Source organism: Nocardia sp. NPDC041819 (assembly GCF_055590505.1).
Map to the genome: position 1 here is coordinate 281,120 of NZ_JBVJAP010000006.1, position 26,097 is coordinate 307,216.

At 68.4% G+C, this 26,097-nt stretch carries 25 protein-coding genes; 12 read left to right on the top strand and 13 right to left on the bottom strand.

Features of this window, described 5'->3' with window-relative positions; all coding sequences use genetic code 11:
- Positions 1-174 precede the first annotated feature (174 nt).
- Together ACZ6DL_RS20230 and ACZ6DL_RS20235 are read right to left on the bottom strand one after the other, a co-directional pair.
- Complete coding sequence (locus tag ACZ6DL_RS20230) at positions 175-1,071, bottom strand: RNA polymerase sigma-70 factor (protein ID WP_466053092.1); 897 nt, start codon at positions 1,069-1,071, stop codon at positions 175-177.
- Positions 1,068-2,252 (bottom strand): NAD(P)/FAD-dependent oxidoreductase, encoded by a 1,185-nt coding sequence (locus ACZ6DL_RS20235; RefSeq protein ID WP_466053094.1) that lies wholly within the window; start codon positions 2,250-2,252, stop codon positions 1,068-1,070. Before ACZ6DL_RS20235 ends, ACZ6DL_RS20230 begins: the two co-directional genes overlap by 4 nt.
- 831 nt (positions 2,253-3,083) lie before the next feature.
- Here ACZ6DL_RS20235 and ACZ6DL_RS20240 point away from each other — a divergent pair.
- The gene (locus ACZ6DL_RS20240) at positions 3,084-3,710 is read left to right on the top strand and encodes a hypothetical protein (protein ID WP_466053095.1); all 627 of its coding nucleotides are present in this window, start codon (positions 3,084-3,086) and stop codon (positions 3,708-3,710) included.
- Between the two features lie 499 nt (positions 3,711-4,209).
- Positions 4,210-4,722 carry a hypothetical protein gene (locus ACZ6DL_RS20245; protein ID WP_466053096.1) on the top strand — a complete coding sequence of 171 codons (513 nt, stop codon included), beginning with the start codon at positions 4,210-4,212 and terminating at the stop codon, positions 4,720-4,722.
- Positions 4,723-4,908: 186 nt separating this feature from the next.
- On the opposite strand, the gene ACZ6DL_RS20250 is transcribed toward ACZ6DL_RS20245, so the two are convergent.
- Positions 4,909-5,337: an organic hydroperoxide resistance protein gene (locus tag ACZ6DL_RS20250; RefSeq protein WP_466053098.1), complete on the bottom strand. Its 429-nt coding sequence runs from the start codon at positions 5,335-5,337 to the stop codon at positions 4,909-4,911.
- A gap of 100 nt (positions 5,338-5,437) precedes the next feature.
- Here ACZ6DL_RS20250 and ACZ6DL_RS20255 point away from each other — a divergent pair, with 100 nt between their 5' ends.
- The 6 genes from ACZ6DL_RS20255 (at position 5,438) to ACZ6DL_RS20280 (ending at position 9,503) form a co-directional block, all read left to right on the top strand.
- The gene (locus ACZ6DL_RS20255) at positions 5,438-6,382 is read left to right on the top strand and encodes an LLM class flavin-dependent oxidoreductase (protein WP_466053099.1); all 945 of its coding nucleotides are present in this window, start codon (positions 5,438-5,440) and stop codon (positions 6,380-6,382) included.
- Entirely contained in the window at positions 6,379-7,074 is a 696-nt protein-coding gene (locus ACZ6DL_RS20260; protein WP_466053100.1) for an alpha/beta fold hydrolase, read from the top strand. The genes ACZ6DL_RS20255 and ACZ6DL_RS20260 overlap by 4 nt, the downstream gene beginning before the upstream one ends.
- Positions 7,075-7,078: 4 nt before the next feature.
- Entirely contained in the window at positions 7,079-7,765 is a 687-nt protein-coding gene (locus ACZ6DL_RS20265) for a winged helix-turn-helix transcriptional regulator (RefSeq protein ID WP_466053101.1), read from the top strand.
- A 241-nt stretch (positions 7,766-8,006) separates the two neighbouring features.
- On the top strand, positions 8,007-8,492 hold the full coding sequence (locus ACZ6DL_RS20270) for a hypothetical protein (protein WP_466053102.1): 486 nt from the start codon (positions 8,007-8,009) through the stop codon (positions 8,490-8,492).
- Between the two features lie 214 nt (positions 8,493-8,706).
- Positions 8,707-8,910 (top strand): cold-shock protein, encoded by a 204-nt coding sequence (locus ACZ6DL_RS20275; RefSeq protein ID WP_040871014.1) that lies wholly within the window; start codon positions 8,707-8,709, stop codon positions 8,908-8,910.
- 248 nt (positions 8,911-9,158) lie between these two features.
- Entirely contained in the window at positions 9,159-9,503 is a 345-nt protein-coding gene (locus tag ACZ6DL_RS20280; protein ID WP_393237814.1) for an ArsR/SmtB family transcription factor, read from the top strand.
- Here the strand turns inward: ACZ6DL_RS20280 and ACZ6DL_RS20285 are convergent.
- Both ACZ6DL_RS20285 and ACZ6DL_RS20290 read right to left on the bottom strand, forming a co-directional pair.
- The gene (locus ACZ6DL_RS20285; RefSeq protein ID WP_466053105.1) at positions 9,493-10,704 is read right to left on the bottom strand and encodes a cytochrome P450; all 1,212 of its coding nucleotides are present in this window, start codon (positions 10,702-10,704) and stop codon (positions 9,493-9,495) included. The two genes, ACZ6DL_RS20280 and ACZ6DL_RS20285, sit on opposite strands and share 11 nt — an antisense overlap.
- Positions 10,701-12,029 carry an MFS transporter gene (locus ACZ6DL_RS20290; protein WP_466053107.1) on the bottom strand — a complete coding sequence of 443 codons (1,329 nt, stop codon included), beginning with the start codon at positions 12,027-12,029 and terminating at the stop codon, positions 10,701-10,703. Before ACZ6DL_RS20290 ends, ACZ6DL_RS20285 begins: the two co-directional genes overlap by 4 nt.
- Positions 12,030-12,052: 23 nt before the next feature.
- Between ACZ6DL_RS20290 and ACZ6DL_RS20295 the strand changes: the two genes are divergently transcribed.
- Positions 12,053-13,612 carry an FAD-dependent monooxygenase gene (locus ACZ6DL_RS20295; RefSeq protein ID WP_466053109.1) on the top strand — a complete coding sequence of 520 codons (1,560 nt, stop codon included), beginning with the start codon at positions 12,053-12,055 and terminating at the stop codon, positions 13,610-13,612.
- A gap of 8 nt (positions 13,613-13,620) precedes the next feature.
- Here ACZ6DL_RS20295 and ACZ6DL_RS20300 read toward each other — a convergent pair whose 3' ends face one another.
- Genes ACZ6DL_RS20300 through ACZ6DL_RS20330 form a run of 7 tightly spaced genes read right to left on the bottom strand, consistent with a single transcriptional unit; the run spans position 13,621 to position 21,338 of the window.
- Entirely contained in the window at positions 13,621-14,286 is a 666-nt protein-coding gene (locus ACZ6DL_RS20300; protein WP_466053111.1) for an HAD family hydrolase, read from the bottom strand.
- Positions 14,283-15,281, bottom strand: coding sequence for a ScbA/BarX family gamma-butyrolactone biosynthesis protein (locus ACZ6DL_RS20305; protein ID WP_466053113.1), 999 nt, complete (start codon positions 15,279-15,281; stop codon positions 14,283-14,285). The genes ACZ6DL_RS20300 and ACZ6DL_RS20305 overlap by 4 nt, the downstream gene beginning before the upstream one ends.
- A gap of 40 nt (positions 15,282-15,321) precedes the next feature.
- Positions 15,322-17,025, bottom strand: a complete 1,704-nt coding sequence (locus tag ACZ6DL_RS20310) for an ABC transporter substrate-binding protein (RefSeq protein ID WP_466053115.1) — start codon at positions 17,023-17,025, stop codon at positions 15,322-15,324.
- Entirely contained in the window at positions 17,018-18,631 is a 1,614-nt protein-coding gene (locus tag ACZ6DL_RS20315) for an ATP-binding cassette domain-containing protein (protein WP_466053117.1), read from the bottom strand. The genes ACZ6DL_RS20310 and ACZ6DL_RS20315 overlap by 8 nt, the downstream gene beginning before the upstream one ends.
- On the bottom strand, positions 18,628-19,479 hold the full coding sequence (locus ACZ6DL_RS20320) for an ABC transporter permease (RefSeq protein ID WP_466053119.1): 852 nt from the start codon (positions 19,477-19,479) through the stop codon (positions 18,628-18,630). The genes ACZ6DL_RS20315 and ACZ6DL_RS20320 overlap by 4 nt, the downstream gene beginning before the upstream one ends.
- Positions 19,476-20,423 carry an ABC transporter permease gene (locus ACZ6DL_RS20325; RefSeq protein WP_466053121.1) on the bottom strand — a complete coding sequence of 316 codons (948 nt, stop codon included), beginning with the start codon at positions 20,421-20,423 and terminating at the stop codon, positions 19,476-19,478. Before ACZ6DL_RS20325 ends, ACZ6DL_RS20320 begins: the two co-directional genes overlap by 4 nt.
- Positions 20,424-20,429: 6 nt before the next feature.
- On the bottom strand, positions 20,430-21,338 hold the full coding sequence (locus tag ACZ6DL_RS20330; protein WP_466053123.1) for a sulfurtransferase: 909 nt from the start codon (positions 21,336-21,338) through the stop codon (positions 20,430-20,432).
- A 172-nt stretch (positions 21,339-21,510) separates the two neighbouring features.
- Between ACZ6DL_RS20330 and ACZ6DL_RS20335 the strand changes: the two genes are divergently transcribed.
- From ACZ6DL_RS20335 to ACZ6DL_RS20345, 3 genes are read left to right on the top strand one after another with little or no spacing between them, the layout of a single operon-like run.
- The gene (locus tag ACZ6DL_RS20335) at positions 21,511-22,365 is read left to right on the top strand and encodes a sulfurtransferase (RefSeq protein WP_466053124.1); all 855 of its coding nucleotides are present in this window, start codon (positions 21,511-21,513) and stop codon (positions 22,363-22,365) included.
- 16 nt (positions 22,366-22,381) lie between these two features.
- Positions 22,382-23,686, top strand: coding sequence for an NtaA/DmoA family FMN-dependent monooxygenase (locus ACZ6DL_RS20340; protein WP_466053125.1), 1,305 nt, complete (start codon positions 22,382-22,384; stop codon positions 23,684-23,686).
- Positions 23,683-24,681 (top strand): LLM class flavin-dependent oxidoreductase, encoded by a 999-nt coding sequence (locus tag ACZ6DL_RS20345; RefSeq protein WP_466053127.1) that lies wholly within the window; start codon positions 23,683-23,685, stop codon positions 24,679-24,681. The genes ACZ6DL_RS20340 and ACZ6DL_RS20345 overlap by 4 nt, the downstream gene beginning before the upstream one ends.
- On the opposite strand, the gene ACZ6DL_RS20350 is transcribed toward ACZ6DL_RS20345, so the two are convergent.
- Entirely contained in the window at positions 24,678-26,030 is a 1,353-nt protein-coding gene (locus tag ACZ6DL_RS20350) for an aminotransferase class I/II-fold pyridoxal phosphate-dependent enzyme (protein WP_466053129.1), read from the bottom strand. The genes ACZ6DL_RS20345 and ACZ6DL_RS20350 overlap by 4 nt on opposite strands.
- Positions 26,031-26,097 lie beyond the last annotated feature (67 nt).

The following is a 26,097-nucleotide window of genomic DNA, read 5'->3' on the forward strand; positions in this document are numbered from 1 at the left end:
CGCTTCAACGGTGGCCAGTGCCACCAGCACCTGGTGGGTGGGGCTCTCGATCCACGCCGCCAGATCACGCTGTGGCGTTCGCAGAATTGCCAGAGCGACTCCACCGACGAGATCGAGAGCGGCGCCGAGGTACCTTCACCCGCCCACGCGGGTCACTTCACAGCGGCGGGTCGACTACCGGCTGATCCGGCGCGGAACCGCGACGGTGGCGAGTTTGTCGGGGTTACGGATGGCGTAGACGTTGGCGATCTTGCCGTCGAGGATCTCGATCAGGAAGACCCCTTCCAGATGGCCGCCGCTGTAGGCGACCATCGCGGGCGTGTTGTTGTAGTTGACCATCTCGATCCGCATGTCCGACGTCCGTCGCCTCCTGTGGAAGATGTTGACGAGGGCCGCGGCCACTTTCTCTGCGCCAACCACCGGTCGGCGCGCCGCGGTGACCTTGCCGCCACTGTCGGCGGTCCAGGTGGCGTCGGGAGCGAGCAGCGTGAGCAGGCCTTGCGTGTCGCCGGTGGTCGCCGCTGTCATGAACTGCTGGGTGATCTGCGCGAGCTCGGCCGCGTCGACCGGCTCGAAACGTTTGCGTCGCGCGTGCACGTGGGAGCGGGCGCGGTGGGCCACCTGGCGCACCGTCATCACGGATTTGCCTAACGTCGCGGCGATTTCGTCGTAGTCGAAGCCGAATACCTCCCGCAGCACGAAGACCGCACGCTCGTCGGGACTCAGTGTTTCCAGCAGCACGAGCATCGCCATCGACACCGATTCGGCGAGTATCAGATCCGCCGAGGCGTCCTTCTCGTCGAGGAGCAGCGGTTCGGGCAGCCACGGCCCGATGTAGTTCTCACGCCGGCGCGCGCCGGCGCGCACCGCGTTGAGCGCCTGGCGGGTCACCAGCCGTGCCAAATACGACCTGGTGTCGCGTATCGTCGCCAGGTCCACCTGGGACCACCGCAAGTAGCTGTCCTGCAGCACGTCGTCGGACTCGGTCGCCGAGCCGAGGATTTCGTAGACGATCGTGAACAGCAGCGGCCGCAGCAGGGTAAATCGTTCGGCATGCTCGTCGGTCGTCATGCGGAGGTGACTTCCGGTGCGGCGGAGTTGGGCTGTGCGGGTCGCGGGCCGCCCTTGGGCCAGCGCAACGAACCCGGCTCGCGGGCCTCGCGGCGGATCTTCCCGACCCCGATCTTGCAGGTCAGCTCCTTGATCCTGGCGCCAGCGCGGCCGCCGATGTAGAGGTTCACTGCGGAGTCATCCTTGCGGGCGAGCTGCCGGACGCCGACACTACGGCCGAGGCTGATGCACGTCCCGGTGAGGGCCAGGTCGATCACTGCGGGTTTGGTGGCCGCGATGTGGCTCAGCACGGTGTCGGCGGCCTGCGCCCCGAGCGGCCCGGCACCCTGGCCGCTCATCCGCAGCGGTTGGCCCGAGGGTGCGGCGGCGTCGCCGGTTGCGACGATGCGGTCGTCGTCGATGCTGGTCAGCGTCTCATCGGTGAGCAGCCTGCCGAGTGTGTCGGTTCGGAGCCCGCTCGCGGCGGCCAATCCTGGGACGCCGAAACCCGCGGTCCAGATGGTGAGTGCGCTCGCACGCACCGCACCGCCGGTCAAGACGACCGCATCCGGCCCGACCTCGCTCACCCGGCCGGTTTCGAGCACGGCGACACCGTGCCGGGACAGCCACTTGGTGACGTACCGGCGACCGCGCGGGCTCAATGACCGATTCAGGGTTCCGCCGCAAACCAGCGTGACCGTGCGTTTCTGTTCGGCCAGTTCGGCGGCCGTCTCGATGCCGGTCGGCCCGCCACCGACCACCGTGATCGGAGCATCGAGGGGCAGTTCGTCGAGTTTGGCGCGCAGCCGCTGCGCGGACTCGAATTCGGCGATGGGGAAAGCGAACTCGGCCGCACCGGGCACGGCTGGTATCGCCGCGGTGCTGCCGGCAGCGTAGATGACATGGTCGTAGTCCAGCGTACGACCCGACGCCAGCCGCACAGTACGGGCGGCGATGTCAATGCGCGTGGCGCTGTCGACGACCAACCGGATGCCCTCGCCGAGCAGCGTGGCGTAGTCGATCGTCGCGTCGCCGGTCCCGGCGACGAACTGATGCAGCCGGACTCGATCGACGAACTCCGGGCGGGGATTGACCAGCGTGACGGTGGTATCGGTGCGCATCCGCAGACGGTTGGCCGCGAGTGTTCCGGCGTAGCCGCCACCGATGACGACGACGCTGTGGAGGGTTCCTTCTTGGGTCATGCCCTCGAGACACCACGGATCGCCGAGACATGACACGGACCCGTGTGACGTGCACCACTTCATCCGCGACCACCTTATCCGGTACGAACCCCCAACCCGACCTCGAGCACACCGACCAACCTCATCGGCAGCCAAGCCGAGCACCTACCGCACCCACCGCAACCCAAACCGGTGTGTAGTACGAGTTGGGGCCGTTCGGGCTGTACTGGAACGCAAGTGACGCGTCGACCACCCCCGGAAGGGCCTCGATGGCCGCCTCGATCACCCGGGACCAGCTGTCACGCTCGGCCAGATGGGGCCCTTTCGGAAAGAGCGAACATTTAGTCAGCAGGCGTGCCGCCATCATCAACACGAGTGGGCACGGTGAAACGCATAGCGTTGAATCGACTTCGACTGGGGGCCCGCGGGAACAGCGCCGGGCAGTTACGGCATCACCATTCTGGACGCGGCAGTAGGCGTATTCGACCGGTTTCGATCGAACAGCTACGATCAGGGCCGACTCGACGACGTGGCGGGGGTCCGTCCAGGACCGGAGGGGCTACGGGAATGACTGGTGCTCCGTACGATTCGGGTGATCAGGTGGGGGCGGGCAACGCCGATTCCGTTCCACGGCCACCGGATTCGGCGACAGATGGCCTGCCGGTTCCGGATTCGGGCGTCCACTCTCACATGGCGGCTTCGCCCTCCGGTCAGCCGGTCGTCGGGCACCAGCACGCCGGGCGGGGGCACTGGCCGCCGCAACAACCTTTGCCACAGGCGGATCCGACGCAGCGCGCGGGTCGCCGCAAGCCGGCGTTGGTTGTTGCCGGTGTTGCCGGGCTAGGAGCGATGGTGCTGGCGATCGGGGTGGTGATCGGTGTCGCCGTGCGTGATCGAGACAGCGATACCGTTCCCGCCGGTGCCTCGGCCACTGCGCCGCCGGGACCGGCGACCTATTCGATGAAGGCCATCACCAATGCGTGCGACCTTGTCGATCGCACGCCATTGACCAGGTGGGCCTCCGCGCCGCTCGGCGCTCCCGAACATGAGGAAACTGCGTCGTCCGGCAACTTCGGCATCCTGAATTGCAACATCAACTATGGCAATTCGACCGACGACACCTTTCCGATGAACACCGCGGCGGTCAGGGTCCGGGCCGACGTCATGGACGGTTCGGCTTCGCGAACGTACGACCACTGGAAACGCAGCACCGCCGACCTCGCCGATGACGGATCGGTGGTGACATCCGGGGAGTTCACCGGCATCGGCACCCAAGGTTACTGGCAGTTCGAAGCCGACAACTTCGGTGGCATCGTGGACGCCGAATACGTGATGTGCGTGTGGGACGGCGGTGTCGCGGTGCGGGTGGAGATCGACCTCTCGCGCGAGAAGAACTCCCCGGTGGTGGACAGAGACGAACTCGATTCGGTCGCCAGATCCCAAGCCCGCAAGGTGCTGGCCGGACTGCGACAGAACTAGCAACCATCGAATCGAACGGGCCGACGAGGACGGTCGGGTGACTACACGGCCACCGGCAAAGTACGATCGGCGCTGAGTTGAGGAGTCTCGACGGGGAGCGCGTCGAGGAATCGAAGGGCTGCGAGAGATGACAGACCCGCGGCACACACCCGGCCACCCCATTCCGGACGACTCCGATATCAGTGCGCGGCAACCACACTTGTCGAGCGGCGACTGGACACGCCCCGACACCGAATCCGGCCCACCTGGCCAGGGATATCAGCCACCGGTTCCGCAGGGCCCGTCCTCGCCTGCCGGTCATCGTAAGCCAGGCCTGATCGCCGCCGGTGTCGTGGCGTCGGTGGCTGCGCTGGGCGCCGGTGTGGTGATCGGCATTACCATCGCCGACGGCGACAGTGGCAGTCGGTCCTCCGCTGTCCAGGGGCCCGCCGGAGCGCCGGTGACATCATCTACCGCCACGACTACTCCGCGTGCGGAACCGGAACCGGGAATCTATTCGATGAACGGGATCGCCGATGCGTGCGATTTGGTCGACCCTGCCCCTGTGCACAAGTGGTCGTCCACACCGGACCAGCCGCCCTACCACCACGAAACCCAGCCGAGCGCCTATGACACCGGCCGCCTGTCATGTCAATTCAGCTACAAGAGCCTCGCGAGCGACGGTGTCCACTGGAATCAAGCGGCCATCGACCTCCGCGTCGAGTTCACAACGGCCGGAGCCGCACCCGCTTATAACGACTGGAAACGCCAGGACACCACTACCGGGTCCGGGGCAGGTTCCGGCGAGATCACCGGAATCGGCGCCCAGGGCTACTGGCACACCGCTGTATCGGATTCCAGCTACACCAATGGAATGGACTACGTCGTCGGCGTGCAGGACAGCAACGTCTCGGTGCGAGTACGAATCCCCATCCTGCGCCAGCACGGCGAGCCCTCGGTAAACCTGGACGAACTCGGCGCGATCGCCAGAAACCAAGCCCAGCAGGCCCTGGACGGACTGAGGAAGAAGTAACCACCGCATACTCCGAAGGTCTGATCGGCTGCGGCACAACTCTGAGGGCGTCGCTGTCGTCGTCGGTCAGCGGCTGGACGCCGGCCGGGGCTCGACTTCCGGGTCGAGCCGAACCCATCCCCGCTCAGGACGAGGCATCAGCGGTCGAGCGCCGCTCCCCTCGTCGAAAATCGAGCGGGGCCGATGTCACAGCCGGGTGCCATTGACCACCAGTGTCACGTCGATATTGCCGCGCGTGGCGTTGGAGTAGGGGCAGACCTGGTGGGCCGTCTCTACCAGTCCGACCGCCTGCTCGCCGGTGACCGACGGCAGCGAGATCCGCAGCTCGACGCCGAGTTCGAATCGGCCGCCGTCGGTCGGGATCAAGGCGACCGAAGAGTCGATTTCCGCGTCGTCGGCGCGGAGTTCGCTGCGCTGCCCGACGAGTGCGAGCGTGGTTCCGAAGCATGCGGCGTACCCGATCGCGAAGAGCTGCTCCGGATTCGTACCCGCACCGTCACCACCCAATTCCTTCGGTTGGCGCAGATCGAGATCCAGCTGTCCGTCGGACGTGCGCCCGTGACCATTCCGGCCTCCGGCCACACGTGCCTGCGCCCGGTAAAGCACCTTTGTCATCAACACTCTCCTTTCACTGCTACTGTTTTATGAACTTCGCACTTCAAAAACAGGAAGTCAATAGCTAAGCTCATGAACCTCACGACGATCAGGAGGTGACATGGCGCGGCTCGAGATCGGCTATCTGATGCCGACACGCGATCAGACTGTGCGAGGCGAACACGAACCAGGACGGCTTGTCGCGCAAGCCCGCCGGGCTGAAGAGCTGGGACTGGACTCGGCGTGGGCGGGCGAGAGTCCAGTGACCAGGCCGCGCGCGGATCCGCTGCTGTTGCTGGCCGCCGTCGCCCAGGCCACCGAGCGGGTCACGCTCGGCACCGCGGTACTGCTTCCAGCGCTGCGCCATCCGATCCTGCTGGCACACCAACTCGCCACACTCGACCGGCTATCGAACGGGCGGTTGGTCGCGGGCATGGGCGGCGGGTTTCCCAGCCCGAACACCGAGGCCCAATTCGCCGCGCTCGGTATCGAATTCGCCCGCCGCATCGGCCGTATGCAGGAGTCGATCGACATCATGCGGCGACTCTGGTCGGGCACAGCGGTGTCTTACCGCGGCAAGCACTTCACCTTCGAAGACGTTCGGCTGGCACCTCCACCGACGCGCCCGGACGGACCGCCGATATGGCTGGCAGGCAGCGGAGGACCGGTGCTGCGGCGCGTAGCCCGCCACGCCGACGGCTGGCTGCCCTACCCCACCGAGGCAAGGACCTACGCGACCGAGCGGGCACTTATCGAGCGGACGGCAGCGCGCTCGGTCACCCCCGCCTTGTACGCGACGCTTTGCCTGGACGAGGACCAGGACAAGGCGCGCGAACGCCTGCGGACCAGTATCGAGCGGTACTACAACGCGCCCCTCGAGTTCATCGCATCGATCCAGGCGGTATTCGCCGGGACCGCACGTCAAGCCGCGGACTGGTTGTCCGGCTACGTCGCGGCCGGCGCACGCCATCTGGTCATCCGCCTGGCCACCGACGACCACGACGAGGGCCTGGAGGAATTCGCCGACCAGGTGCTGCCCCTCCTTCGTAAGGAGCATTCACTGTGACCACCTTCGTTCTCGTCCACGGCGCCTGGCACGGCCCGTGGGCCTGGGAGCGTGTCGCCCCGATGCTGCGCGCCGCCGGGGCGCACACTCTCACCCCGGATCTCAGCTCGGTCGGGGATTACGGTCTACACGATCACGCCGCCATCGTCGCCGCCACCCTGGACGCAGCACCGGATGACGAGCTTGTGCTGGTCGGACACAGTTACTCGGGCCTGGTCGTCCGGGAGGCGGCCGACCTGCGGCCCGATGCCGTCGGTCACATCGTCCTCGTGGACGGCTGGGCGGGTACAGACGGCGCCAGCATGTTCAGCCTTGCCCCCGGCCCGTTCGTGCAGACCATCCGTGCGGCGGCCGAGGCGCGGGGAGACGGATGGCAGATCCCGGCTCCACCCCCGGCGGCGTTCGGCATCGTCGACACCGACCACGCGGACCGGCTGGCTGCTCGCCTGCTCCCCCAGTCGTTGCGTACGTTCACCGAGGGCACCGATCTCAGCGGTGCGGTCGATCGGATTCCCGGCACCGCCATCTACTGCAGGCCACAGACCTACCCGTTCGAACAATTCGGCGCGGCCCTCGGCTACCCGACGTTCGCGTTGGACGGCCCGCACAATGTGATGCTCACCCATCCTGAACCGCTCGCGCGAATGCTTCTCGAGCTCGTTCATAATCCGGAAGCACGAAGTCTAGAGTGAGGAAGTGGACCAGCGAACCTACAACCAGTACTGCGCGACCGCGCGCACCCTCGACCTCGTCGGCGAGCGCTGGACCCTGCTGCTGATCCGCGAGCTGCTGACGGGCCCCAAACGATTCGGCGATCTCCAGGCCAGTCTGCGCGGCCTCGGCACCGGCCTACTCGCCGCCCGCCTCAAACACCTCGAACGCGAGGGACTCGCGCACAAGATCACGCTCCCACCGCCCGCCCGTACCCCGGCGTACGCCCTCACCGAGGCCGGCGAGGAACTCGGACCACCGATCCTGGGACTGGCCCGCTGGGGCCTGAAGTGGGCCATGGGCGAACGGCGCGAGACCGAGGCGTTCCATCCCGGGTGGGCGGTGCTCGGTCTCCGGGCCTGCTTCGACGCCGAGGCCGCGGCAGGGCTGCGCGCTGTGTACGAGTTCCGGATCGATGACGAGGTCTTCCACGCCCGGATCGACGACGGGACGATCGAGGCGCTACACGGGCCTGCCCAGCACCCCGACGCGACCATCACCATCAACGAGGCAGCGTTCCTCGATGTCACCAGCCAGGGTCAGACCTTCGCCGACGCGATCGAGATCGGTGCCGCCTCGGTGTCCGGAGACACCGAGGCTTTGCGCAGGCTCGAGGGCCTCTTCCGGCTCCCGCCCCCACGCGACCGGAAAACGGACCAGCCCTCGTCCTGACGACTGGAAGGTCGAACTGGCTCCCGCCACGGGATCTCGACCGGACTGGTCCGAGGACGTCCACCGCTCGCTACCGCATTCCCCCGTCGGGTCGGCGATGGACCTGAGATATCAGGAGCTGGAATGGCTTTCGGTCCTGGAACGATCGGATCCCGATCAGCATCCACGCCAGACGTTACAGTGATTCTGCTAACGCGACGACTGTTGTAACACCGGCCGCCGGTGACCCGACAAACCGGGCATGCCTCTCAATCACAAGCAGCCGCAACGCTTTTTGGCTCACGCGGGTGTCGTCGCAGCGGTGACCGCCGCCGGGATGGTCGGGTTCGCAGCGCCGTCTACCGCCATACCGCATGACCCGGGCTTTCCGTTCACGCCGACCCTGACGCGCCTGGTGCCGACCAGCTGCTCCGCGATCGTCGACGCGGTCACCGTGCGGCAGGAGCAGCCTGGCACGTTCGGCGTGCGGGTGAACGTCACCCAGACCGGGGAGGGCTGCTCGGACTGGAAAGTTGCTGTGCGATTCAAGAACCTCGATACCGGGTACGCGGACGGGCAGCAGCACCGCGTCGTGAACGGTGTCGTCCAAGACACGGTGGACGGCGTGATCGTCGGTTTCGGCACGGCGCCGGGCGTCGGCCGGGTAGAGGCTCGCATCGTCGCGCTGGACTCGAACAACAGGGAGATGGAGCAGATCTCGGGCACGGCGACGTTCACACTGAGCTGAGCGCGGGTGCCGTGTCCAGTGATCGCTGGGCACGGCACGCTCCGCGGTCGGTCAAGGTGCCGGTATGTGCCGACTTGGAGCGGTCTCCGGCCGCGGCGTTGGCGTGTGAGGCCATGGTCGTGGTGATGGGGAGCCGGGGATGTGGCATGCTTGATGACGAGCACGGGCTGTCGAAGTGATCGCTCGGCTTACTACAGGAAGTAATACAAAGTACATGACGCAAGGCAGTGTGAAGTGGTTTAACGGCGAAAAGGGCTTCGGGTTCATCGCGCAAGACGGTGGCGGTCCCGACGTTTTCGTTCACTACTCCGAGATTTCCGGCTCCGGATTCAAGTCCCTCGATGAGGGACAGCGTGTCGAGTTCGAGATCGGGCAGGGCCAGAAGGGCCCGCAGGCTCAGAGCGTCCGCGCCATCTGAGAGCTGACAAACCGGAAACCCGCGCTACGGCGCGGGTTTCTCGCTTTTCCGGAGAAGCCGGTGAGTAGGCCCGCGATGCAGGCCTGCTGGTCAGCTCGGCGCCGACCTACGAACGACTCCTGGAACGTCCGAGTATCCGAACCGAGGACGGGCCCAACCCGCCAGGTCTGAAACCCCGAACCATAGGTACTATAGATCTCATACCTTCGGCGCCGCTCGCGGGCTGGTGCGGTGGAAAGGAGTGGGTCGTGACCGATGCGGATGGGCATCCCGATATCGAGGAGTTCGATCTCTCCACGGTGCTGGCCGCGCTCGCCGATGACAATCGGCGCAGTGTGATCGCGCAACTATATGCCGAGCCGGAGGGAACCGAGCAGTTCTGCAGTGTGTTCGGGATGCCGTGGGCGCCATCGACGCGCACGCATCACTTCCGGGTGCTGCGCAAGGCGGGGTTGATCCGGCAGCGTGATGTCGGCAACGGCCGGATGACGAGCCTGCGACGCGAGGACATGGAAAAGGTTTTTCCCGGCCTGCTGGCGGCGATTCTCGACGCCGACAGGGGTCGTCATCCGGCCGCGCCGGCTACCACGTGACCGGCAGCGATGTCGGCCGGTGGACGAGAATGCCGGTCTCCCAAGGGATTCCGTCCTCAGGTACGGCGAGCCGGAGCGTCGGCAGCTCGGTGACGAGCCTGCGCAGCACCTCGGTGATCTCCAGCCGCGCCATGGCCGCACCCATGCAGTGATGCATGCCGTAGCCGAATTGTAGGTGCCGCCTACCGTTACGGGCCGGGTCGATCACCGCCGGGTCCGGGTACACCTCGGGATCACGGTTGGCCGAATGCGCGTCGGCGTAGACGATGTCGCCGGGATACAGCGTCCCCTGTGACAGCGTGAGTTCACGGGTGGTGACGCGCGGGAAGGTCGAGATCCGTCCCAGCGGAAGCAACCGCAGGAACTCTTCCACCGCGGCGGGGATGGCGTCCGGATTGTCCACCAGGTACTGCCACAGCTCCGGCCTGGCGAGTGCCACGTAGGCGATCTTGGTGATCACCGACAGGATATTCTGGTCGCCGCCGACCAGTGAGCCGAGCAGGATGGCCGCGTACTCCGCGTCGGTGACCGGCGGCGACACGGAATCGCGCGCCGCGAGCAGGTCGAGGATCAGGCCGGGCCGCAGCTCACGCCGCCGGGCGACGAGATCCTCGATGTAGTGGTACAGCGTCCAGAACTCGCCCAGCAGCTTGTCCACATCGCTGCCGTCGCCGAGCTGCATCGCCCGCGACAGATGCCGGAAATAGCCGATGTCGGCAGTCGGTATGCCGAGATAGTCGACGTTGACGCCGATGGTCACCGGATCCAGCAGCGCCCGAACGAGATCGGCCGATCCGCGCTCGTGCTGTTCGCGCAGTTCGGCGAGCGCGTCGTCGAGTACCCGGTGCACCGCGGGCGCTCGCCGGGCCATGGTGGCGGCACTGTAGGCGGAGGCCACGAAGCCTTTGAGCCGCCCGTGACCGGGGTGGTCGAGATTGAGCAGCATTTCCGTCGGCATGATGGTCGGCAGGAAGCTCGGCCCGTCCTCGACGTTGGTCTCGGCGCGCGCGAAGCTGAGGTCGGTCAGGACCGCGTGCACGTCGCGGTAGGTGGTCACGTGCACGGCGGTGTGGCCGCTGGGCAGTTTCACCTGCGGTAAGCCGCCGGTGGATTGTTGCGGTAATGGTTCGATCATGAGTGGCGGCGCGATATTGGCGATGCCGTCGAGATCGACCCGGACGGCGTCGAGTGCGTGGGTCATGAGGTGACTCCTTCTGGACTGGAACCGATGTCCCGGTTCACGGTGGCTCGTGTGTTGCCGCGCACCGCGACGATGAGGATGGTGAGCACCACGAGTAGGGCGATGAGGACGCCGACGGTGATCGTGAAGGCGGAGCGGTAGACGTCGGGATGACCGAACTGGCCCGCGGCGGTGTCGTCGGCGGCCTTCCCGCTGAGCCGGGTGCCGACGACCGTAGCGAGCACGATGGCGTAACCGGCGACGAACAGCGCTTCGCTGCCGATGCGGAAGAAGTTCAGCAGACCCGCTGCGGTGCCGCCGCGTTCGGCGGGCACCACGGAGAGCGCGTGACCGTCGACGAGGCCGATGGGCAGGCCGAAACCCAGGCCGAGCAACACCATCGGCACGATGATCCAGGCCACCGAACGGTCTTGGGAGAGCACGAGCACACCGGCGTTGCCGAGGATCGCGGCGCCCAGCGCGAGGTAGACCACCCTGCCGACGGTCAGCGCCGGGAAGCGGGTGACGAGGTGGCCGATGGCCACCGGCGCGATGAAGACCGGAATGGTCATCGCGAGCATCAGCAATCCGGACGCGCCCGCCGAGAGGTCGGTGATGCCGCTCAACGCCGAAGGCAGGTAGGTCAGCAGGGTGACGAAGCCGATCGATCCGGCGACCGGAACCAGGCACATGGCCAGGAATTCCCGATTGCGCAGCAGGCCGAGATCGAGAATCGGGCCGTGTTCGACGACAGCGGGTTTCGCGGCGGGCAGCACCCGCGTGCCGACCCCGGCGGCCGCGAGGATCACCGCGTGCACCAGGAAGACGCCCCGCCAGTCCAGCAGGGAGATGAGGATGCCGGAGATGGTGGGGCCGAGCGCGAGACCGAGCCCGTTCACGGTGCCGAAGACGGCGAACGCCCTGGTCCGGCGGGCCCCCTCGTAGGCCGCCGACAGCAGCGCGGTGGCGCCGGTCAGGATGGCCGCGGCGCCGATGCCCGCGACGACGCGGGCCAGGTCGAGGACGAACAGGTTCGGTGCGGCGACGCTGCCGATACTGCCCGCGACGACGAGCGCGGTACCGATCCCGAAGGTGCGCCGATGTCCGATGCGGTCGCTGATCGCGCCCCACAGCAGCGTGGTGAGGGCGAAGGCGACATTGAATCCGTTGACGACCCATTGCAGCGCGGCGGGATTGGATCCGAGGTCCTGCGAGATGAGCGGAAGGGCGATGGCGGTGCCCGCGATGGCCATCGGCGTGACGAACTGGGCGGTGAGCACTACAGGCAGTGTGGCACCGCTGGGTGGCGCGCCGCGGGTTTCGGTTTCGGTGGTGACGGTCGACATGAATACCCCCTGGGGCGGTCGGAATGGACTCGGACGGTGGCTGGGAGGACTTCGAGACGTACGACAGGTACTACATAATTAGTAGGTACTATGATCCTAGTATCTATTTCGAGCTTCGTACAACCGCTGCCGCGGACCAGACCTCGCCCCAGGAGCATGTGATGAGCACGGCGCACCGGCCCCGACCGAATCCGGTCGACACCGACATCGACACCGATGTCCTGGTGGTCGGTGGCGGGCCGGTCGGCATGCTGGCCGCCGCGGAACTGGCGCTGCAACGCATCCGGGTCGTCGTGGTCGAGACCCGCACCGAACTCGACCAGCGCCCGCGGGCGGGCACGGTGCACGCCCGGTCGCTGTCGCTGCTGGCGCGCCGCGGATATCTGCCTTCCGCGACTTCCGAAGCGATACAACGTGATCCGCACGGCGTGCGCCGGTCCCCGTTCCAGTTCGCGGCGCAACCGGTGCTGATGATCAGCGCGCCCAGCGTCGAGCCCGGCCCGATCGCGGGCATTCCGCAGGCACGACTGGAGGCGGCCTTCGAGGAGCGCGCGGGCCATCTCGGCGCACGAATCCTGCGCGGTCACACCGTCACCGGACTCGAGACCGGCGACGACGCGGTGGTGGCCGATGTGGCCGCCGAGGCCGGACATCGCTCGCTGCGTATCAGCGCCCGCTACGCCGTCGGCGCCGACGGCGCCCGCAGCCTCGTCGCCCGCATCGGCGATTTCCCGGCGCAGGTGTACCCGGCGACCATGAACGCCATTGCCGGACTGGCGGTCACGACCCCGGACGGCGGGATTCCGCCGGGCTGGCATCCGACGCCGTCCGGATGGACCCTGCACAATCCGAATCCCCACGGCCCCGCGCGCATCATCGCCATGGATTTCAGCGGCGCCCTCGACCACCGGCCCGAGCCCGACGCGCGAGAGTACCGGCAACGCCTGGAATATGTACTCGGGGCACCGCCCGCGCTGAGCGGGATCAGCCACCTCACCCGGTTCAGCGACCACGGCCGCTACCGCACCCGCTTGCGGGACGGACGGCTGCTGCTGGCAGGCGACGCTGCGCACAGCCACTATCCCCTCGGCGGCCAGGGCCTCAACACCGGCATGCAGGACGCGTTCGCGCTGGGCTGGCGGCTGGCCCGAGTGATCACCGGACACGAGCGGCCCGCCGTCCTCGACGAGTACTCGCGTGAACGGGTCGCCGTCGCGGCGGCGGTGGTCGCCAACACCGTGCTGCAATCGCGGATGATGAACCCCCGCGAGCCCGAGCTGCGTGCGGCGATTCTGGCAATGCTCGCGATCCCGGCGATCCACGACGCCGTCGCCCAGCTCATCAGCGGCCAGTTCCAGTCCGGATTCCAGCACGATCTGGTGGTCACCGAGGCAGACGGCGGTGTGCGGACCCTCACCGAGCTGCTGCGGGCGGGCCGGTTCGTGGCGATCCGGCCCGACGAGCAAATGCCGGTACCGCATGCCCCCGCCGGCGCGATCACGGTGACCGGCAAGGTGACCCCGGACCAGGCGTGGACCTGTTCGTTGGTCCGTCCGGACGGCTACCTTGCCGGCACCTGGTGAGACGGCGCTCAGCCCGGCCATCGTTCCAGCGCCTCGCGCACCTCGGCGATCGCCTGCCCGGCATCCCGGAACTGCACCGCCTGCCAGCCGGATTGCCTTGCCGCGACGCAGTTCTCGGCGAGGTCGTCGATCAGCAGGCACTGGCCGGAGGCGACGCCCGCCTGCTCGGCGGCGAGGGCGAAGATCTCCGGATCGGGTTTGCGGACCCCGACCTTGCACGAATCGATCAGGGCGCTCAAGACCCCGTCCAGATCGATCATGGCGTGCCAGTAGGGCTCCCACTCGACGACATTGTTGCTGAGCACCCCGACCCGGGTACCGCCCTCGGCCAGCTCGATCGCGAAGTCGCGAACCGCGCTGTTGGCCCGGTGGCCGGCGAACCACTGCCTGCCGAAATCCGGTTCGCTGCGCGAGAGGTCGATCTCGGGTTGCTTGGCCCTGAGCACGGCGTGCAGCTTGCCGACCCACTCGCGTTCGTCGAGCAGCGCCAGTTCGATCGGCGCCAGCGGCGCGAGCCCGTATTCGGCGCCGACCTCGGCGATGGCGAACTTCAACAGGTCGGGCGCAATGCCCGCGACCTCCTCGTAGCGCTCGAACAGGTCGTCGAGCGGCGGTGAGAGCACCCCGCCGAAATCGAACCAGACGAAGGGCCCCGCCGTCTTGGCGGCGGTCACTGGACCATCGTCCCGACGTCGGCCGGACGGAAGCGCAGCTCCACCTCGCCGACGGCGATCACATCCGCGCCCTGGGTCAGGTCCACCTGCGCCCGCACGCCGCCGTCCGCCCCGGGAAGCGGAGCGACGGTGGCCCTGGCGATGGTCTCGCGCTCGAATTCACCGAACTTGGTGAACTCGATCCCGAGCCGCTGCATCACCATGCGGCTGGTGTCCAGGCCGAGGACGGCGTTCGCGGCCGCCATCGCGACCTGCCGGGCCGCTTCGAACTGCAACATGCCGGGGACGTGGTCGAGGGCATGATCGAACAGGGAGGGATGGTCGGTGTCGATGATGGTCAACGCCGTCAGCTCGTGCCTGCCCGACAGCACCGGATTCGCCAGGATCGCATTGCGCGGGTTGTGCCTGCCGACCGAACCCGGCCGCATCCGCGCGACCGGTATCTGCCCCGGAATGGCGTGCTGGGCAGGCAAACCCAGCGCTTCGCGCCCGCGCACCCTGATCCGGTTCCACACCGCGGCGGGCATCCACTGGTAGACCATCACCTCCCTGGCGGCTTCCCTGCCCTCGATCTCGGCGACCATCTCGAGCGACAGGCCGATGATCTGATCGTCACGGCGCTTCTCGTCGATCACCCGTGCCTCGATGACGCAGTGCCCTGGGCAGTTGCCGATCCGCAGAGTGTCGCAGTCGGCGATGGTGAAATCCGCCGAACCGAAGATGAACTTCTCCGCGCGAGCCACCCCGAGGAAGGTGTGCGCGTAATAGATCGCGACCTGCCGGAACACCTCGATGAGCAGGAGCGGATCGTAGGTGGTCGCGGTACCCCGATGGTCACTGAAATACGAGTGGTTGCGGGGCAATTGAGCGGCGAACACCGCACCGTCGGGAATCGGCTGCGCGTCGGTGAGGAAGACCTCGGCGATCGATTCCCGGTGCACGATGCCTCGCGGGATGTTGCGATCGAAGGTCAGGGTTTGCGTTGCGGCGGTCATGATCGAGCCTTCCTGGAACGAGGGGTTGGCGGCAGACTGGTCAGCGGACGGCGATGTCGTATGCCCAGGCGTTGACGGTGTTGCGGGGCGGGTCGAACAGTGCGGTCACGTTGTGGATCGCGGAACTCGCCGCGACACTGTTGCGGTCGGTGTAGAGCGGGATCGCCACGGCGTTGTCGAGCAAGTACGCGGTGATGGTGTCGAACAGCTGCTTGCGCTGTTGCGGGTCGGTCGCCTTGGTCGATTCGATGAGCCACCGGTCCACCTGCGGGTCGGCGAGTTTGGCGCCCGCGACGATGGAACCGAGGGTGATGCCGTCGATCTGGCCGTACTTCAGATCGGGTGTGGTTGAGCCGTAGGCGCGGTTGAACTGCAGCGACAGGTCGAGTCCGCCGACCTGACGCGGGAACGCCTCGTACTGGTTGCGGGCCAGCAGATCGTAGACCTGGGCGTTCTCGACGAACTGCAGGTCGACCCGGATTCCGAGATTCTGGCGCAGCTCGGCCTGCCAGGCCTTCAGGAAATCGTCTTCCGGATAGGTCGGCGTGGTGGCGAGCAGACGGACGGTCAGGCGCTGTCCCGCCGCGTCGGTGCGGTAGCCGTCGGCGTCCTTGCCGGTCCAGCCCGCCTGATCGAGCAGGGCACGGGCGGCGGCGACATCGGGTTTGCCCTTGGTCTCGTACTTGGCGTCGTAATAGGCGCTATCCGGAGAGATGAGGCTCCAGGCGCGCTGCTGGGAACCCTTGGTCAGACTGTCCACCACCGCGGCGATATCGACGCCCGCGGCGATGGCCCGCCGCACCCGCACGTCCGTGGTCGGGCCGTTGGTGAGATTGAGCATGATCACCGTGGGCGCGGCCGACGAGCCGATCTGTTCGTACTGGAATCCGTCGATCCCGTCGAACAGGGCGATGTCGGTGGCTTTGACCGTGCCGATCGCGTCGACCTCGCCGCTGCGCAGAAGGCCCGCGCGGGTGGAGGCTTCGGGAATGTACTCGACGACGAGATCGTCCACGTATGCGGCGCCCTGATGCGCGGCGGTGGCCGGACCCCACCGGTAGTCGGGATTCCGGTGGAAGCGCAGTTCCTGCCCCTGGACCGCCTTGTCCAGGATGAACGGACCCGAACCCACCAGCCCGATGCCGCTGGTGAGGGTCTCCTTTCCGACGTTCAGCGTGCTGGGAGCCACGATGGCGCCACTGAGTCCGGCGAGGGTGGACAGGAAGTCCGCGCGGGGTGTGCTCAGTGTGATCCGCACCTTGTAGGGGTCGACCACGTCGACCGCGCTGACGCTCGAGTACTGCAGGAGGCCGAGCACCGTCCAGGACGGGGTGTCCGGATTCCTCAGCACATCGATGTTCGCCTTGACCGCGGCGGCGTCGAACTTCTCTCCGTTGTGGAATGTCACGTCCCGGCGCAGCGTGAATTCGTACACCGTGCCGTCGGGGGAAACGGTCCACTCGGAGGCGAGCCACGGGTGGAACTTTTCGTCGCGGTCTTCGGCGATGAGACTGTCATAGCTGTTGCGCAGCACCTGGGAGGCGTCGAATGCCGCGCCGACATGGGGATTGAGGCCGCGGGTCGGATAGGACGGCAAGGCGATGGTGAAGGTGCCGCCCGGCTGCGCCGGCGATGTCGGTCCGCCCTGGCCGCTGCCGGGTTCGGGGTCCGAGGCGCAGGCGCCCGCGGCCAGGACGATGCCGACGGCCAGTGCGGTGAACAGTCGAGTGAGGCGATTACGCACGCGAGGGTCTTTCCGTGGGGTCCGGTACCGCCAGGCGCGGCACGGAGTCGAGCAGGGAACGGGTGTATGGGGAGGTCGGCGCCGTGAAAATGTCGTCGGACGAACCTGATTCGACGATCACGCCGCTGTGCAGGACGAGCAGGCGGTGACAGATCTGCCGGACGACGGCGAGATCGTGGGAGATGAAGATGATGCCGACCCCGCGCTCGCGCGCGAGTTCGGCGATCAGTTCGAGGATCTGGGCCTGCACCGAGATGTCGAGTGCCGACACCGGCTCGTCGCAGACCATCAATTCCGGCTTGCTGCCCAGCGCCCTGGCGATATTGACGCGCTGGCGCTGCCCGCCCGACAGTTCGCGGGGGTGACGATCGATGCTGTCGGCCGGCAGGCGCACCGCGTCGAGCAGACCCATCACCTCGGCGCGCCGTTCGCGTCGGCCGACCCGCAGGGCGACGCTTTCGCCGATGATCTCGCCCACCCGGTAGCGGGGATCGAAGGATCCGGTCGAATCCTGCGCGACCAGCCCGATCCGGCCGGGACGGCGAGTGCGCGGCGTCAACGGCGCTCCGGTGAAGCACATCTCGCCGCTGTCCGGCTCGATCAGCCCGGTGATCATCTTCGCCACCGTCGACTTACCCGAACCGGATTCACCGACCACGCCGAGCACCTCACCGGCCCTGACCTCGAAGCCGATACCGGCGACCGCGGCCACCGCACGGCCCCGCACCCGATACGCCTTGGTCAGCGCGCTCGCGGTGAAGATCGGTGCGCGCGAAGGTGACGGCGGTGCGCCCGCCCGGCCCTGCGGCACCGCGGCGATCAATGCCCTGGTGTACTCGTGCCGCGGATCACCGATGACCCGCTCCGCGGGCCCCTGCTCGACGACGCGTCCCGCTTTCATCACCAGGATGCGATCGGCCACCGAGGCCACCACCGCCAGATCGTGGCTCACGAGGATCATCGATCGCCCGCCCGCGACCTGCCGGACCAGCAGGTCGAGCACCTGCGCCTGAACCGTCACATCGAGCGCCGTGGTCGGTTCGTCGGCGATGAGGATGTCCGGGTCACCCGCGAGGGCGGAGGCGATCAGCGCGCGCTGGCGCTGACCGCCCGACAGTTGGAACGGCCGCTGCCGCTTGCGCACCTCGGGATCGGCGATCCCCACCGAGATCAGCAGCTCGTCGATGCGGGCCGCGCGGCCGGAGCGCGGTGTCGCGCGCAACGCTTCCGCCATCTCGTCGGCGATGGTGCGCAGCGGATCGAGCGCGACGAGCGCGTCCTGGAACACCAGCCCTATCCGGGCGCCACGGATCCCACGCCACTGCCGTTCGCTCAGTCCGAGGGCCGGGGTACCGAACAACTCGAACCGGTCGGCCCGCACCCGGGCGCCTGCCCCCGCGAGACCGACGAGGCTGCGCGTGGTCACCGATTTGCCCGAACCCGATTCGCCGACGATGGCGAGGATCTCGCCGCGCCGCAGGTCGAAGCCGACGCCTTCGACGACATCGCCCGCGTTCCCGGGGAAACCGACGCGCAGGTTCCGCACGCTCAGCACGGTGTCGGTCGCGGTGTCCGTGCTCGGCACGGCGGCGGCGGTGAGCGTCATGGCTGTGCCCTTCGTTCGAAGCGGTGGCCGACGTGGCGGCCGAGCACCGTGGTGGCCAGGACCACGACCGTGACGGCGGCACCGGGGAAGGCGACCGACCACCACGCGATACGCAGATCGCCGTGCGCCTCGGCGAGCATGGAACCCCACTCCGGGTCCGGAGGTTGCGGGCCGAAGCCGAGGAAACTCAAGGCGGCGGCGCCGAGAATGCTGGTCCCGAGGCCGAGGGTGACCACAACCGGCAGCGACCGCAACGCGTTCGGCAGGATGTGGCGAACGACGATCCGTGCGCGTGACCGGGTCAGCAGTCGCGCCTGCGCGACATGGTCGGCGGCGCGCACCGCCCGGGTTTCCGCCCGCATCACCCTGGCGAATCGCGGTGCCGCGGCGATGCCGAGGGCGAGAACGAGATTGCCGGTTCCGGTGCCGGTGAAGGTGATGAGCACCAGGGCCAGCAGCACCTCGGGGAACGCGCCGAGCAGATCGAAGGCGCGCGAGGCGATGGCGTCCACGACCCGGCCACCGATCCCTGCGACCAGCCCGGCACTCACGCCGATCAGCACCGCGAGTGCCGTCGCCGACACCCCGATGAACAGCGACAACCGGGCGCCGTGCACGACACGGGTGAACACATCGCGGCCCAGTTGATCAGTACCGAACGGATGCGACAGCGACGGCGGCCGATGCGCGGCGACCAGATCGGTTTGCAGCGGGTCGCCGGAGGCGAGCAGGGTGGGCACAAGGGCGGCGAGCATTGCGAGAACCAGCACCACGCCGGCGATCAGGACGGCGACGGGACGGTATGACACCGAGAGGGCGAAGCGTTGCCGCAGAATGGCTGTCGTCATGCGGAGGCCTCCTGCAGGCGCGGATCGATCCAGAGATAGGCGATGTCGACGACGACCGTGACGATCAGATAGACGGCGGCCGACAGCAGTGCGACACCGAGCACCACCGGAACGTCGGAATAGCCGACGGCCTCGACCGTCGCCCGTCCCACGCCGGACCGGCCGAAGACCTCTTCGACGACGACGGTCCCGGTGAGCAATCCGCTCACGGCCCATCCGGCCAGGGTCGCGGCCGGGATCAGCGAGTGCCGCAGTCCGTGTCGCAGGCGCAGGCGGGTGGCGCCGATGCCACGCGATCGAGCGGTCAGCGCGAACGGCTGCTCGAGCGCCCGCTCGATCCCCTCCCGCATGACCTGGGCCAGCACCGCGGCAATGGGCAGCGCCAGCGTGACGGCCGGGAGTATCAGACGCTGGAACTCGTTGCCCGCGGTCACCGGCAGCACCTTCAGCGTGAAGGCGAAGACCCAGATCAACAGCAGCCCTGTCCAGAAGGGCGGCGCGGAGGCCACCACGATCTCGGCCGTGGTGATCGACCGGCTGAGTACATCGCGTCTTCCCGCGGTGAGCACGGCCAGCAGCGGCGCGAGGACGACCGCGAGGAGCAGTGCGAATCCGGCGAGCTGGGCGCTGCTGCCCAATTGTTCGCCGAACACGATGTCGGTCACGGGTTCGCCGCGCACGTATGAGTAGCCGAGGTCGCCGTGCAGCAGCCGCCCCAGGTGGTGCCCGTACTGCACGAGCAGCGGGCGGTCCAGACCCCAGTCCTGTTCGATCCGCGCACGCAGTCCTGGATCGCTGGACTCCCCCATGATCGCGGTGACCGGATCGCCGGGGGCAATGTGCACGGCCAGGAACGCCAGGGTGACCGCGGCCCACATCATCGCCACCGCGGACAGGATTACGCCCGCGATGCGGCCGAACACTTTGCGCCGGTGTGGATTCATCGCGGCTCAGTCCTCGATGGGCGCGCCGACCAAGCTGCCCCATTCGGTCCAGGATCCGTCGTAGACGCGGACCCGGTGATCGTCGAGCAGGTCGGTGAACACCAGCCAGCCCAGCGCGGCGCGATGCGAGAGCCGGCAGTAGGCGATGATCTGCTCGGCACCGTCGATACCGAGTTCCGCTACCCGCTCCCGGAGTTCGGACACCGGCCGCAGCAGTCCGTGCTCGTCGAGCAGATCCTGCGCAGGCAAACTCCGCGCGCCCGGAATCCGGCCCGCCCGTTCGGCACCGTGATCGATCGGCTCGGTGAGCGGGGACACCCGCACACCCGAATACTCCTGCGGTGAGCGCAGATCCAGGATCGCGACGGACGATCCGAGGGCCGCGCGTACCTCGTCCCGGCCGACGACGATTTCGTCGTAGCGCGGCGCCACCCGGGGCAGCGGCTCCGGCGACTCGGAGGCCTGCGCGTCGTCGGTGGGCTCGGCCGCGTCGGCGGCGCGTTCGATCGGTGCGGCAGCGGCGGCGCTCGACGCGGTGCCGTTCGCGGCTTCGGCGCGCCACGCGGGCAATCCGCCGTCCAGATAGCGCAGGTCACCACCGACCCCGACGGCCGAGGCCACCCAGATGGCGTACGCGGCGAACTGGGTCGGCTCGCCCGCGAAGATCACCGTCGACTCGGCATCGGCACCCAGTGCGCGCAGACGATCGACCAGGACCGGCGCCGCGGGGAATTCCCGGCGCGAGTGGTGCCAGAGCAGATCTTTCCAGTAAACGGTGCGCGCGCCCGCGATGGTGCTCTGGTCCGACTCGGCACCCGGCGTGTTGGTCACCTCGATGACGGTGACGCCGGGTGCCGAGAGACGGGTCCGCAACCATTCCGCGTCGACGACTCGGCTCGTCAGGACGTCTCCCACAGCAGTCCTCCCGCTGATATGTGCCGGGTCGGACGACCTCGGCGGTGAAAACATATGAGCCACACCGCGATACTGTGAACACAAAAAGTCACGCAGACCCGAATTATGTTTTCACCGCCTCGGAATACATATCCTCGGCACCGCGCATAGTCCGAGCGTCGAAAGGATCGCGATGTCCGGGGCCCGTGCCGCCCACCTCATCTCCGCGAGCAACTTGCGTGACGACCCACCCGAACAGCTGGTGCTGCTCGACGTCCGGGTCGGCGCAGGCGGGCCCGACTCCGACGCATTCCGGCGCGGACACCTGCCAGGAGCGCGCTTCGTCGACGTCGACGCCGACCTGGCGGGTACCGCCACCGCGCGCTCCGGCGCCCGCCCGCTGCCGGGAGCCGGATCACTCACCACCGCGCTGCGGAGCTGGGGCATCCGCGCCGACAGCACCGTGGTGGTCTACGACGACTCCCGCTCGGTACCCGCCGCCCGCGCCTGGTGGGTCCTGCGCTGGGCCGGACTGACCGACGTCCGGCTCCTCGACGGTGGGCTGCGGGCGTGGCGCGCGGCCGGCGGCCCCATCGTCTCGGGCACCGAAACCGTCGCGGCGGGAACCGTGTCCGCGCGGCCCGGCGGACTTCCCGTGGTCGGTACCGCCGCCGTGGCGACGCTGCCCGCACGCGGCATCCTCCTCGATGCCCGCCCCCGCAGCCACTATCGCGGCGAGGGCGCATTCGCCGGTCACATTCCCGATGCCGTCAACGCGCCGGTCTTCGACGACTTCGACGAGCACGGACTGCTCCGCGACGAACACACCCTGCGTACGCGCTATCGCGGCCTCGGCCTCGGCCCCGCGACGCCCGCGGCCACCCACTGCGGCAGCGGGATGGCCGCGGCCCTGCAGGTCTTCGTCCTCACCACGCTCGGCATCGAGATCGCCCTGTATCCCGGCTCGCTCTCGCAGTGGACCGCCGACCCGGCACGACCCCTCGTCCGCGGCGACTCCCCCGCGCCCGGCCCCGTCCCCTCACCCTGATCCCCGGAGATCCGCCATGACCGCCCAGCCACGACATGTCATCCTCAACGCCAACCTGATACCCGGCGGCACCCTCGGCAGCCCGTGGCGGCGCGCCGAACAACCCGCGGCGCACTTCGTCGGGATCGAGCACTACCTCGACGTGGCGCGCACCGCCGAACGCGGACTGCTCGATGCCGTGTTCCTGGCCGACTCACCGGACATCCAGGCCAAGGACTGGACCGCGCCCAGCCGGCTGCTCGACCCGTTCATCGCCCAGTCCGTGCTGGCCGCGCATACCAGCCACATCGGCCTGGTCGTCACCGCCACGACGTCCTACAACGACCCCTACAATCTGGCGCGCTCGTTCGCCGCGCTGTCGGCGGTGTCCGGTGGCCGGGTGGGCTGGAACTACGTCGTCACCGGCGGCGACGCCGCGGCCCGCAACTACTCCCTGAGCCAGGCCCCGCCGAAGTCCGAACGGTACGCCCGCGCCGCCGAATTCCTCGATGTGGTGACCGCGCTGTGGGATTCGGCGCCCGCCGACGCGATCGTCGGTGACAAGGCGACCGGCCGCTACCTCGACCCGGCGGTGGTCCGGCCGATCGACCACGACGGCAAGTTCTTCCGGGTGGCCGGGCCGTTGAAGGCGCCGCCGCTGACCCACGGCAGGCCGGTGCTGATCCAGGCGGGCGCCTCCACCCACGGCGTGGAACTGGGTGCGAGGACAGCGGACGCCGTCTACTCCGCACACGTCGATCCCGGGTCGGCGGCACAGCGCCGCACAGAACTCCGGCGTCGGGCCGCCGACGCCGGGCGCGCTCCCGACAGTGTGAAGCTGTTGCCGGGGCTGATCGTCGTGCTCGCCGATTCCGAAGCCGCGGCGCGGCGACGCGAGCGCGAGCTCATCGACCTCATTCCCGACGAGGTCCAACTCGTCAACCTCGCCGAACGGCTCGGCCTCGACCCCGCCGATCTCGACCTGAACGCGCCGTTCCCGTGGGAGAGGATCCCCGACGAGAACACCGACGGGGGGTCGCGCGGACAACGCGCGGTACTGCTCGAGTACGTGCGCTCCAGTGGCGCGGACACGCGTGGCGCGGCGCGCCTGCTGGCCTCGGGCAGTGTGCACGCCAAGGTGGTCGGCGGCCCGGAACAGGTGGCCGGATTCATCGCGGACTGGTTCTCGGCGGGCGCCGTCGACGGATTCAATGTGATGATCGACGAATTGCCCGGCGGGCTGGTCGATTTCGTCGATCATGTCGTCCCGCTGCTGCGTCGGCGGGGCATCTTCCGCACCGAATACGACACCACCACCCTGAGAGGGCATTACCGGCTGTGATCACTTCGTCGTCCTCATCAGCGGCGGTCGGCGCGCCGTCGTTGTTCGTGCAGTTGCGCAGCGGTCCGCCGGTCGCCGAGGTCTACCGGCAGACCATCGACATCGGCAGGCGTGCCGAACGACTCGGCTTCGGCGCCCTCTGGTTCGCGACCCGGCATTTCGAGGCCCATCACGCCGCACTGCCCTCCGTGTTCCCGTTCGTCGCCGCGGTCGCCCAGCACACCACCACGATCCGGCTCGGCACCGGTGTGGTGGCAATGCCGTTCGAACATCCGGTGCGTCTGGCGGAGGACGCGGTGGTCACCGACGCGCTCAGCGGCGGACGGCTCGAACTCGGTGTCGGCAAGGGCCTCGGATTCGGCCATTCCGCCTCCAGCTACATCGGATTCGGTGTTCCCGACACCGACCGGGAGGCGCTGTACGCCGACCGGATGGCCGCGCTGCGGCGTCTACTGGCCTACGGCCGCGTCACCGACGACATCGCCCTGTATCCGCCACCGGGCACCCTGTGTTCCCGGATCTGGCAGTCCACCGGCAACATCGACACCGCGCGGCGGGCGGGCGCGGCGGGCGACGGACTCCTCCCGCACGGCAACTCGCAGGCGCGCGCCGGTGGCGATGTCGCCGAACTCGTCGACGCCTATCTGTCGTCCTGCCGCGGCACACCGCGCATCGGGTCGACCATCACGGTGCTGCCCGGTGACAACGAACGTGACGCGCTCGACCTGCTCGACACCGACATCCGACTGAGCCCGGCCTACTACCCGGAGCTGCCCAGCGCCGCCGACCGGCGACGGTTCCTCGCGGACAACCGCATCCGGATCGGAACCGCCGAGCAGATCGCCGAACAGCTGCGCGCGGACCGGAGCCTCGCCGCCGCCACCGAAGTGCTGTTCCACATTCCTCTCGCGGTCGGCCATCCCCGATACGCGGAATGCCTGCACCGCGTCAGCGCCGAGATAGCCCCGCGGCTGCATCCGCGGCCCGTCCGCTAGTCCAGGAACTCCCGATGCGTGGCACCGGCGGCCTCGGCGAGCAGGCCGGCGAGCTCGGCGAGCCCGGCGGCCGCATCGGGTAGCTGCGGCACCGCGACGCGCACCACGCCCGGACGCGGCGGTGCCACATACGATTTCGCCCCCGATCCGACGACGATCCCGTGCCGGGCCAGCCCGAGCAGCGCCGCCTGTTCATCGGCGACCTCCACCCACACCACCAGGCTGTTCACACCGGAACACGCGGTGACGCCGCGCTCGCGCAACGCCGCGAGCAGCCCTTCGCGACGGGCGGTGTAGCGATCGCGGGCGGTATCGATCAGTGCGGCGGTCGCCGGGTCGATGATGAGGTGCGCCAAGGCGTTCTGCAGGATCCGGCTGTTGGCGGCGATGCCGTGGACCCGGGCACGAATGGCCCGGTCGACCAATTCCGCGCTGCCGCCGATGACACAGGTCCGAATATCCATGCCGTAGGCCTTGCAATAGCTGCGCACCCGCACGCTGCGGCGCGGGAACCAGCGGCCGAGCGAGGGCGCCTGCGCCAGGGCCAGCGGCCCCACCGCGTCGTCCTCGACAATCCAGGGCACCTGCTCCGCCGCGGCGAGCACGGCGGCCAACTCCGTGGCGCGGTCCTCCGACAGCGCGCCACGCATCGCGTACCCGCCCTCCGGCTGGAGCACCACCACCGACGGGAGCCGCCGCAGCACTGCCGCCAGCGCACCAGGTAGCGCTCCCTGTTCGTCGGATTCGATACCGAGCACCTCGTACCCGACCTCCGCCAGGGTGTCGAGGAAGCCCGGCATCACCGGCTCCTCCACGGCGACGAGGGAACCCGCGGGTGCGGCGGCGTCCACCGCGAGGAACAAACCCTCCGAACCGCCGCCCGCCGCGGCGAAGGCCTCGGCCACGAACGGCCACCCGTCGACGACGGCTTCGCGCAGCTGATCGGTGATGTAGTCACGCCCGGGTCGGTTGAGCTGATCGGTGTGCAATCCGGCCAGCATGGCGGGCGCCAGATCGGGTTGCAATGCGTAGTCCGGACTTCCGGTCAGCAGGTCGCGGGCCGCGAGCGCACGGCCCGCCGGGACCTCCTCGAGCGCGACTACCACCGTGCCACCGCGTCGATTGGTGGTGATCAAACCTTCCTCGCGCAGCGCGCTCCAGGCGGCGACAACCGTGCGCGTGCTCAGCCCGCAGCGCCGGGCGACCTCGCGAATAGTCGGCAAGCGCGCACCCGCGGTGAGCGCACCGTCCCGGATCAACCGGGCGGTCACCGCGCGCACCGACTCGGGGGTGTGCGAAGCATCGGCCTGCAGCGCCCGCACCAGCAGTGCAGAATCCGGCTCAGTCACTGACACTCCACTCGTCGTCGCCACCCGTACGGAGAATATATGTATCCAGCAAACCGGTTTGTTCCCG

Bases quoted from the DNA above. Each gene is read 5' to 3' on its own strand.
- ACZ6DL_RS20285 (WP_466053105.1), bottom strand. From the start codon at position 10,704: ATGACCCACGCACTCGACGCCGTCCGGGTCGATCTCGACGGCATCGCC.
- ACZ6DL_RS20270 (WP_466053102.1), top strand. From the start codon at position 8,007: ATGCCTCTCAATCACAAGCAGCCGCAACGCTTTTTGGCTCACGCGGGT.
- ACZ6DL_RS20305 (WP_466053113.1), bottom strand. From the start codon at position 15,281: ATGACCGCCGCAACGCAAACCCTGACCTTCGATCGCAACATCCCGCGA.
- ACZ6DL_RS20235 (WP_466053094.1), bottom strand. From the start codon at position 2,252: ATGACCCAAGAAGGAACCCTCCACAGCGTCGTCGTCATCGGTGGCGGC.
- ACZ6DL_RS20255 (WP_466053099.1), top strand. From the start codon at position 5,438: ATGGCGCGGCTCGAGATCGGCTATCTGATGCCGACACGCGATCAGACT.
- ACZ6DL_RS20290 (WP_466053107.1), bottom strand. From the start codon at position 12,029: ATGTCGACCGTCACCACCGAAACCGAAACCCGCGGCGCGCCACCCAGC.
- ACZ6DL_RS20230 (WP_466053092.1), bottom strand. From the start codon at position 1,071: ATGACGACCGACGAGCATGCCGAACGATTTACCCTGCTGCGGCCGCTG.
- ACZ6DL_RS20245 (WP_466053096.1), top strand. From the start codon at position 4,210: ATGAACGGGATCGCCGATGCGTGCGATTTGGTCGACCCTGCCCCTGTG.
- ACZ6DL_RS20315 (WP_466053117.1), bottom strand. From the start codon at position 18,631: ATGACGCTCACCGCCGCCGCCGTGCCGAGCACGGACACCGCGACCGAC.
- ACZ6DL_RS20275 (WP_040871014.1), top strand. From the start codon at position 8,707: ATGACGCAAGGCAGTGTGAAGTGGTTTAACGGCGAAAAGGGCTTCGGG.
- ACZ6DL_RS20340 (WP_466053125.1), top strand. From the start codon at position 22,382: ATGACCGCCCAGCCACGACATGTCATCCTCAACGCCAACCTGATACCC.
- ACZ6DL_RS20295 (WP_466053109.1), top strand. From the start codon at position 12,053: ATGGACTCGGACGGTGGCTGGGAGGACTTCGAGACGTACGACAGGTAC.
- ACZ6DL_RS20335 (WP_466053124.1), top strand. From the start codon at position 21,511: ATGTCCGGGGCCCGTGCCGCCCACCTCATCTCCGCGAGCAACTTGCGT.
- ACZ6DL_RS20325 (WP_466053121.1), bottom strand. From the start codon at position 20,423: ATGAATCCACACCGGCGCAAAGTGTTCGGCCGCATCGCGGGCGTAATC.
- ACZ6DL_RS20250 (WP_466053098.1), bottom strand. From the start codon at position 5,337: ATGACAAAGGTGCTTTACCGGGCGCAGGCACGTGTGGCCGGAGGCCGG.
- ACZ6DL_RS20320 (WP_466053119.1), bottom strand. From the start codon at position 19,479: ATGACGACAGCCATTCTGCGGCAACGCTTCGCCCTCTCGGTGTCATAC.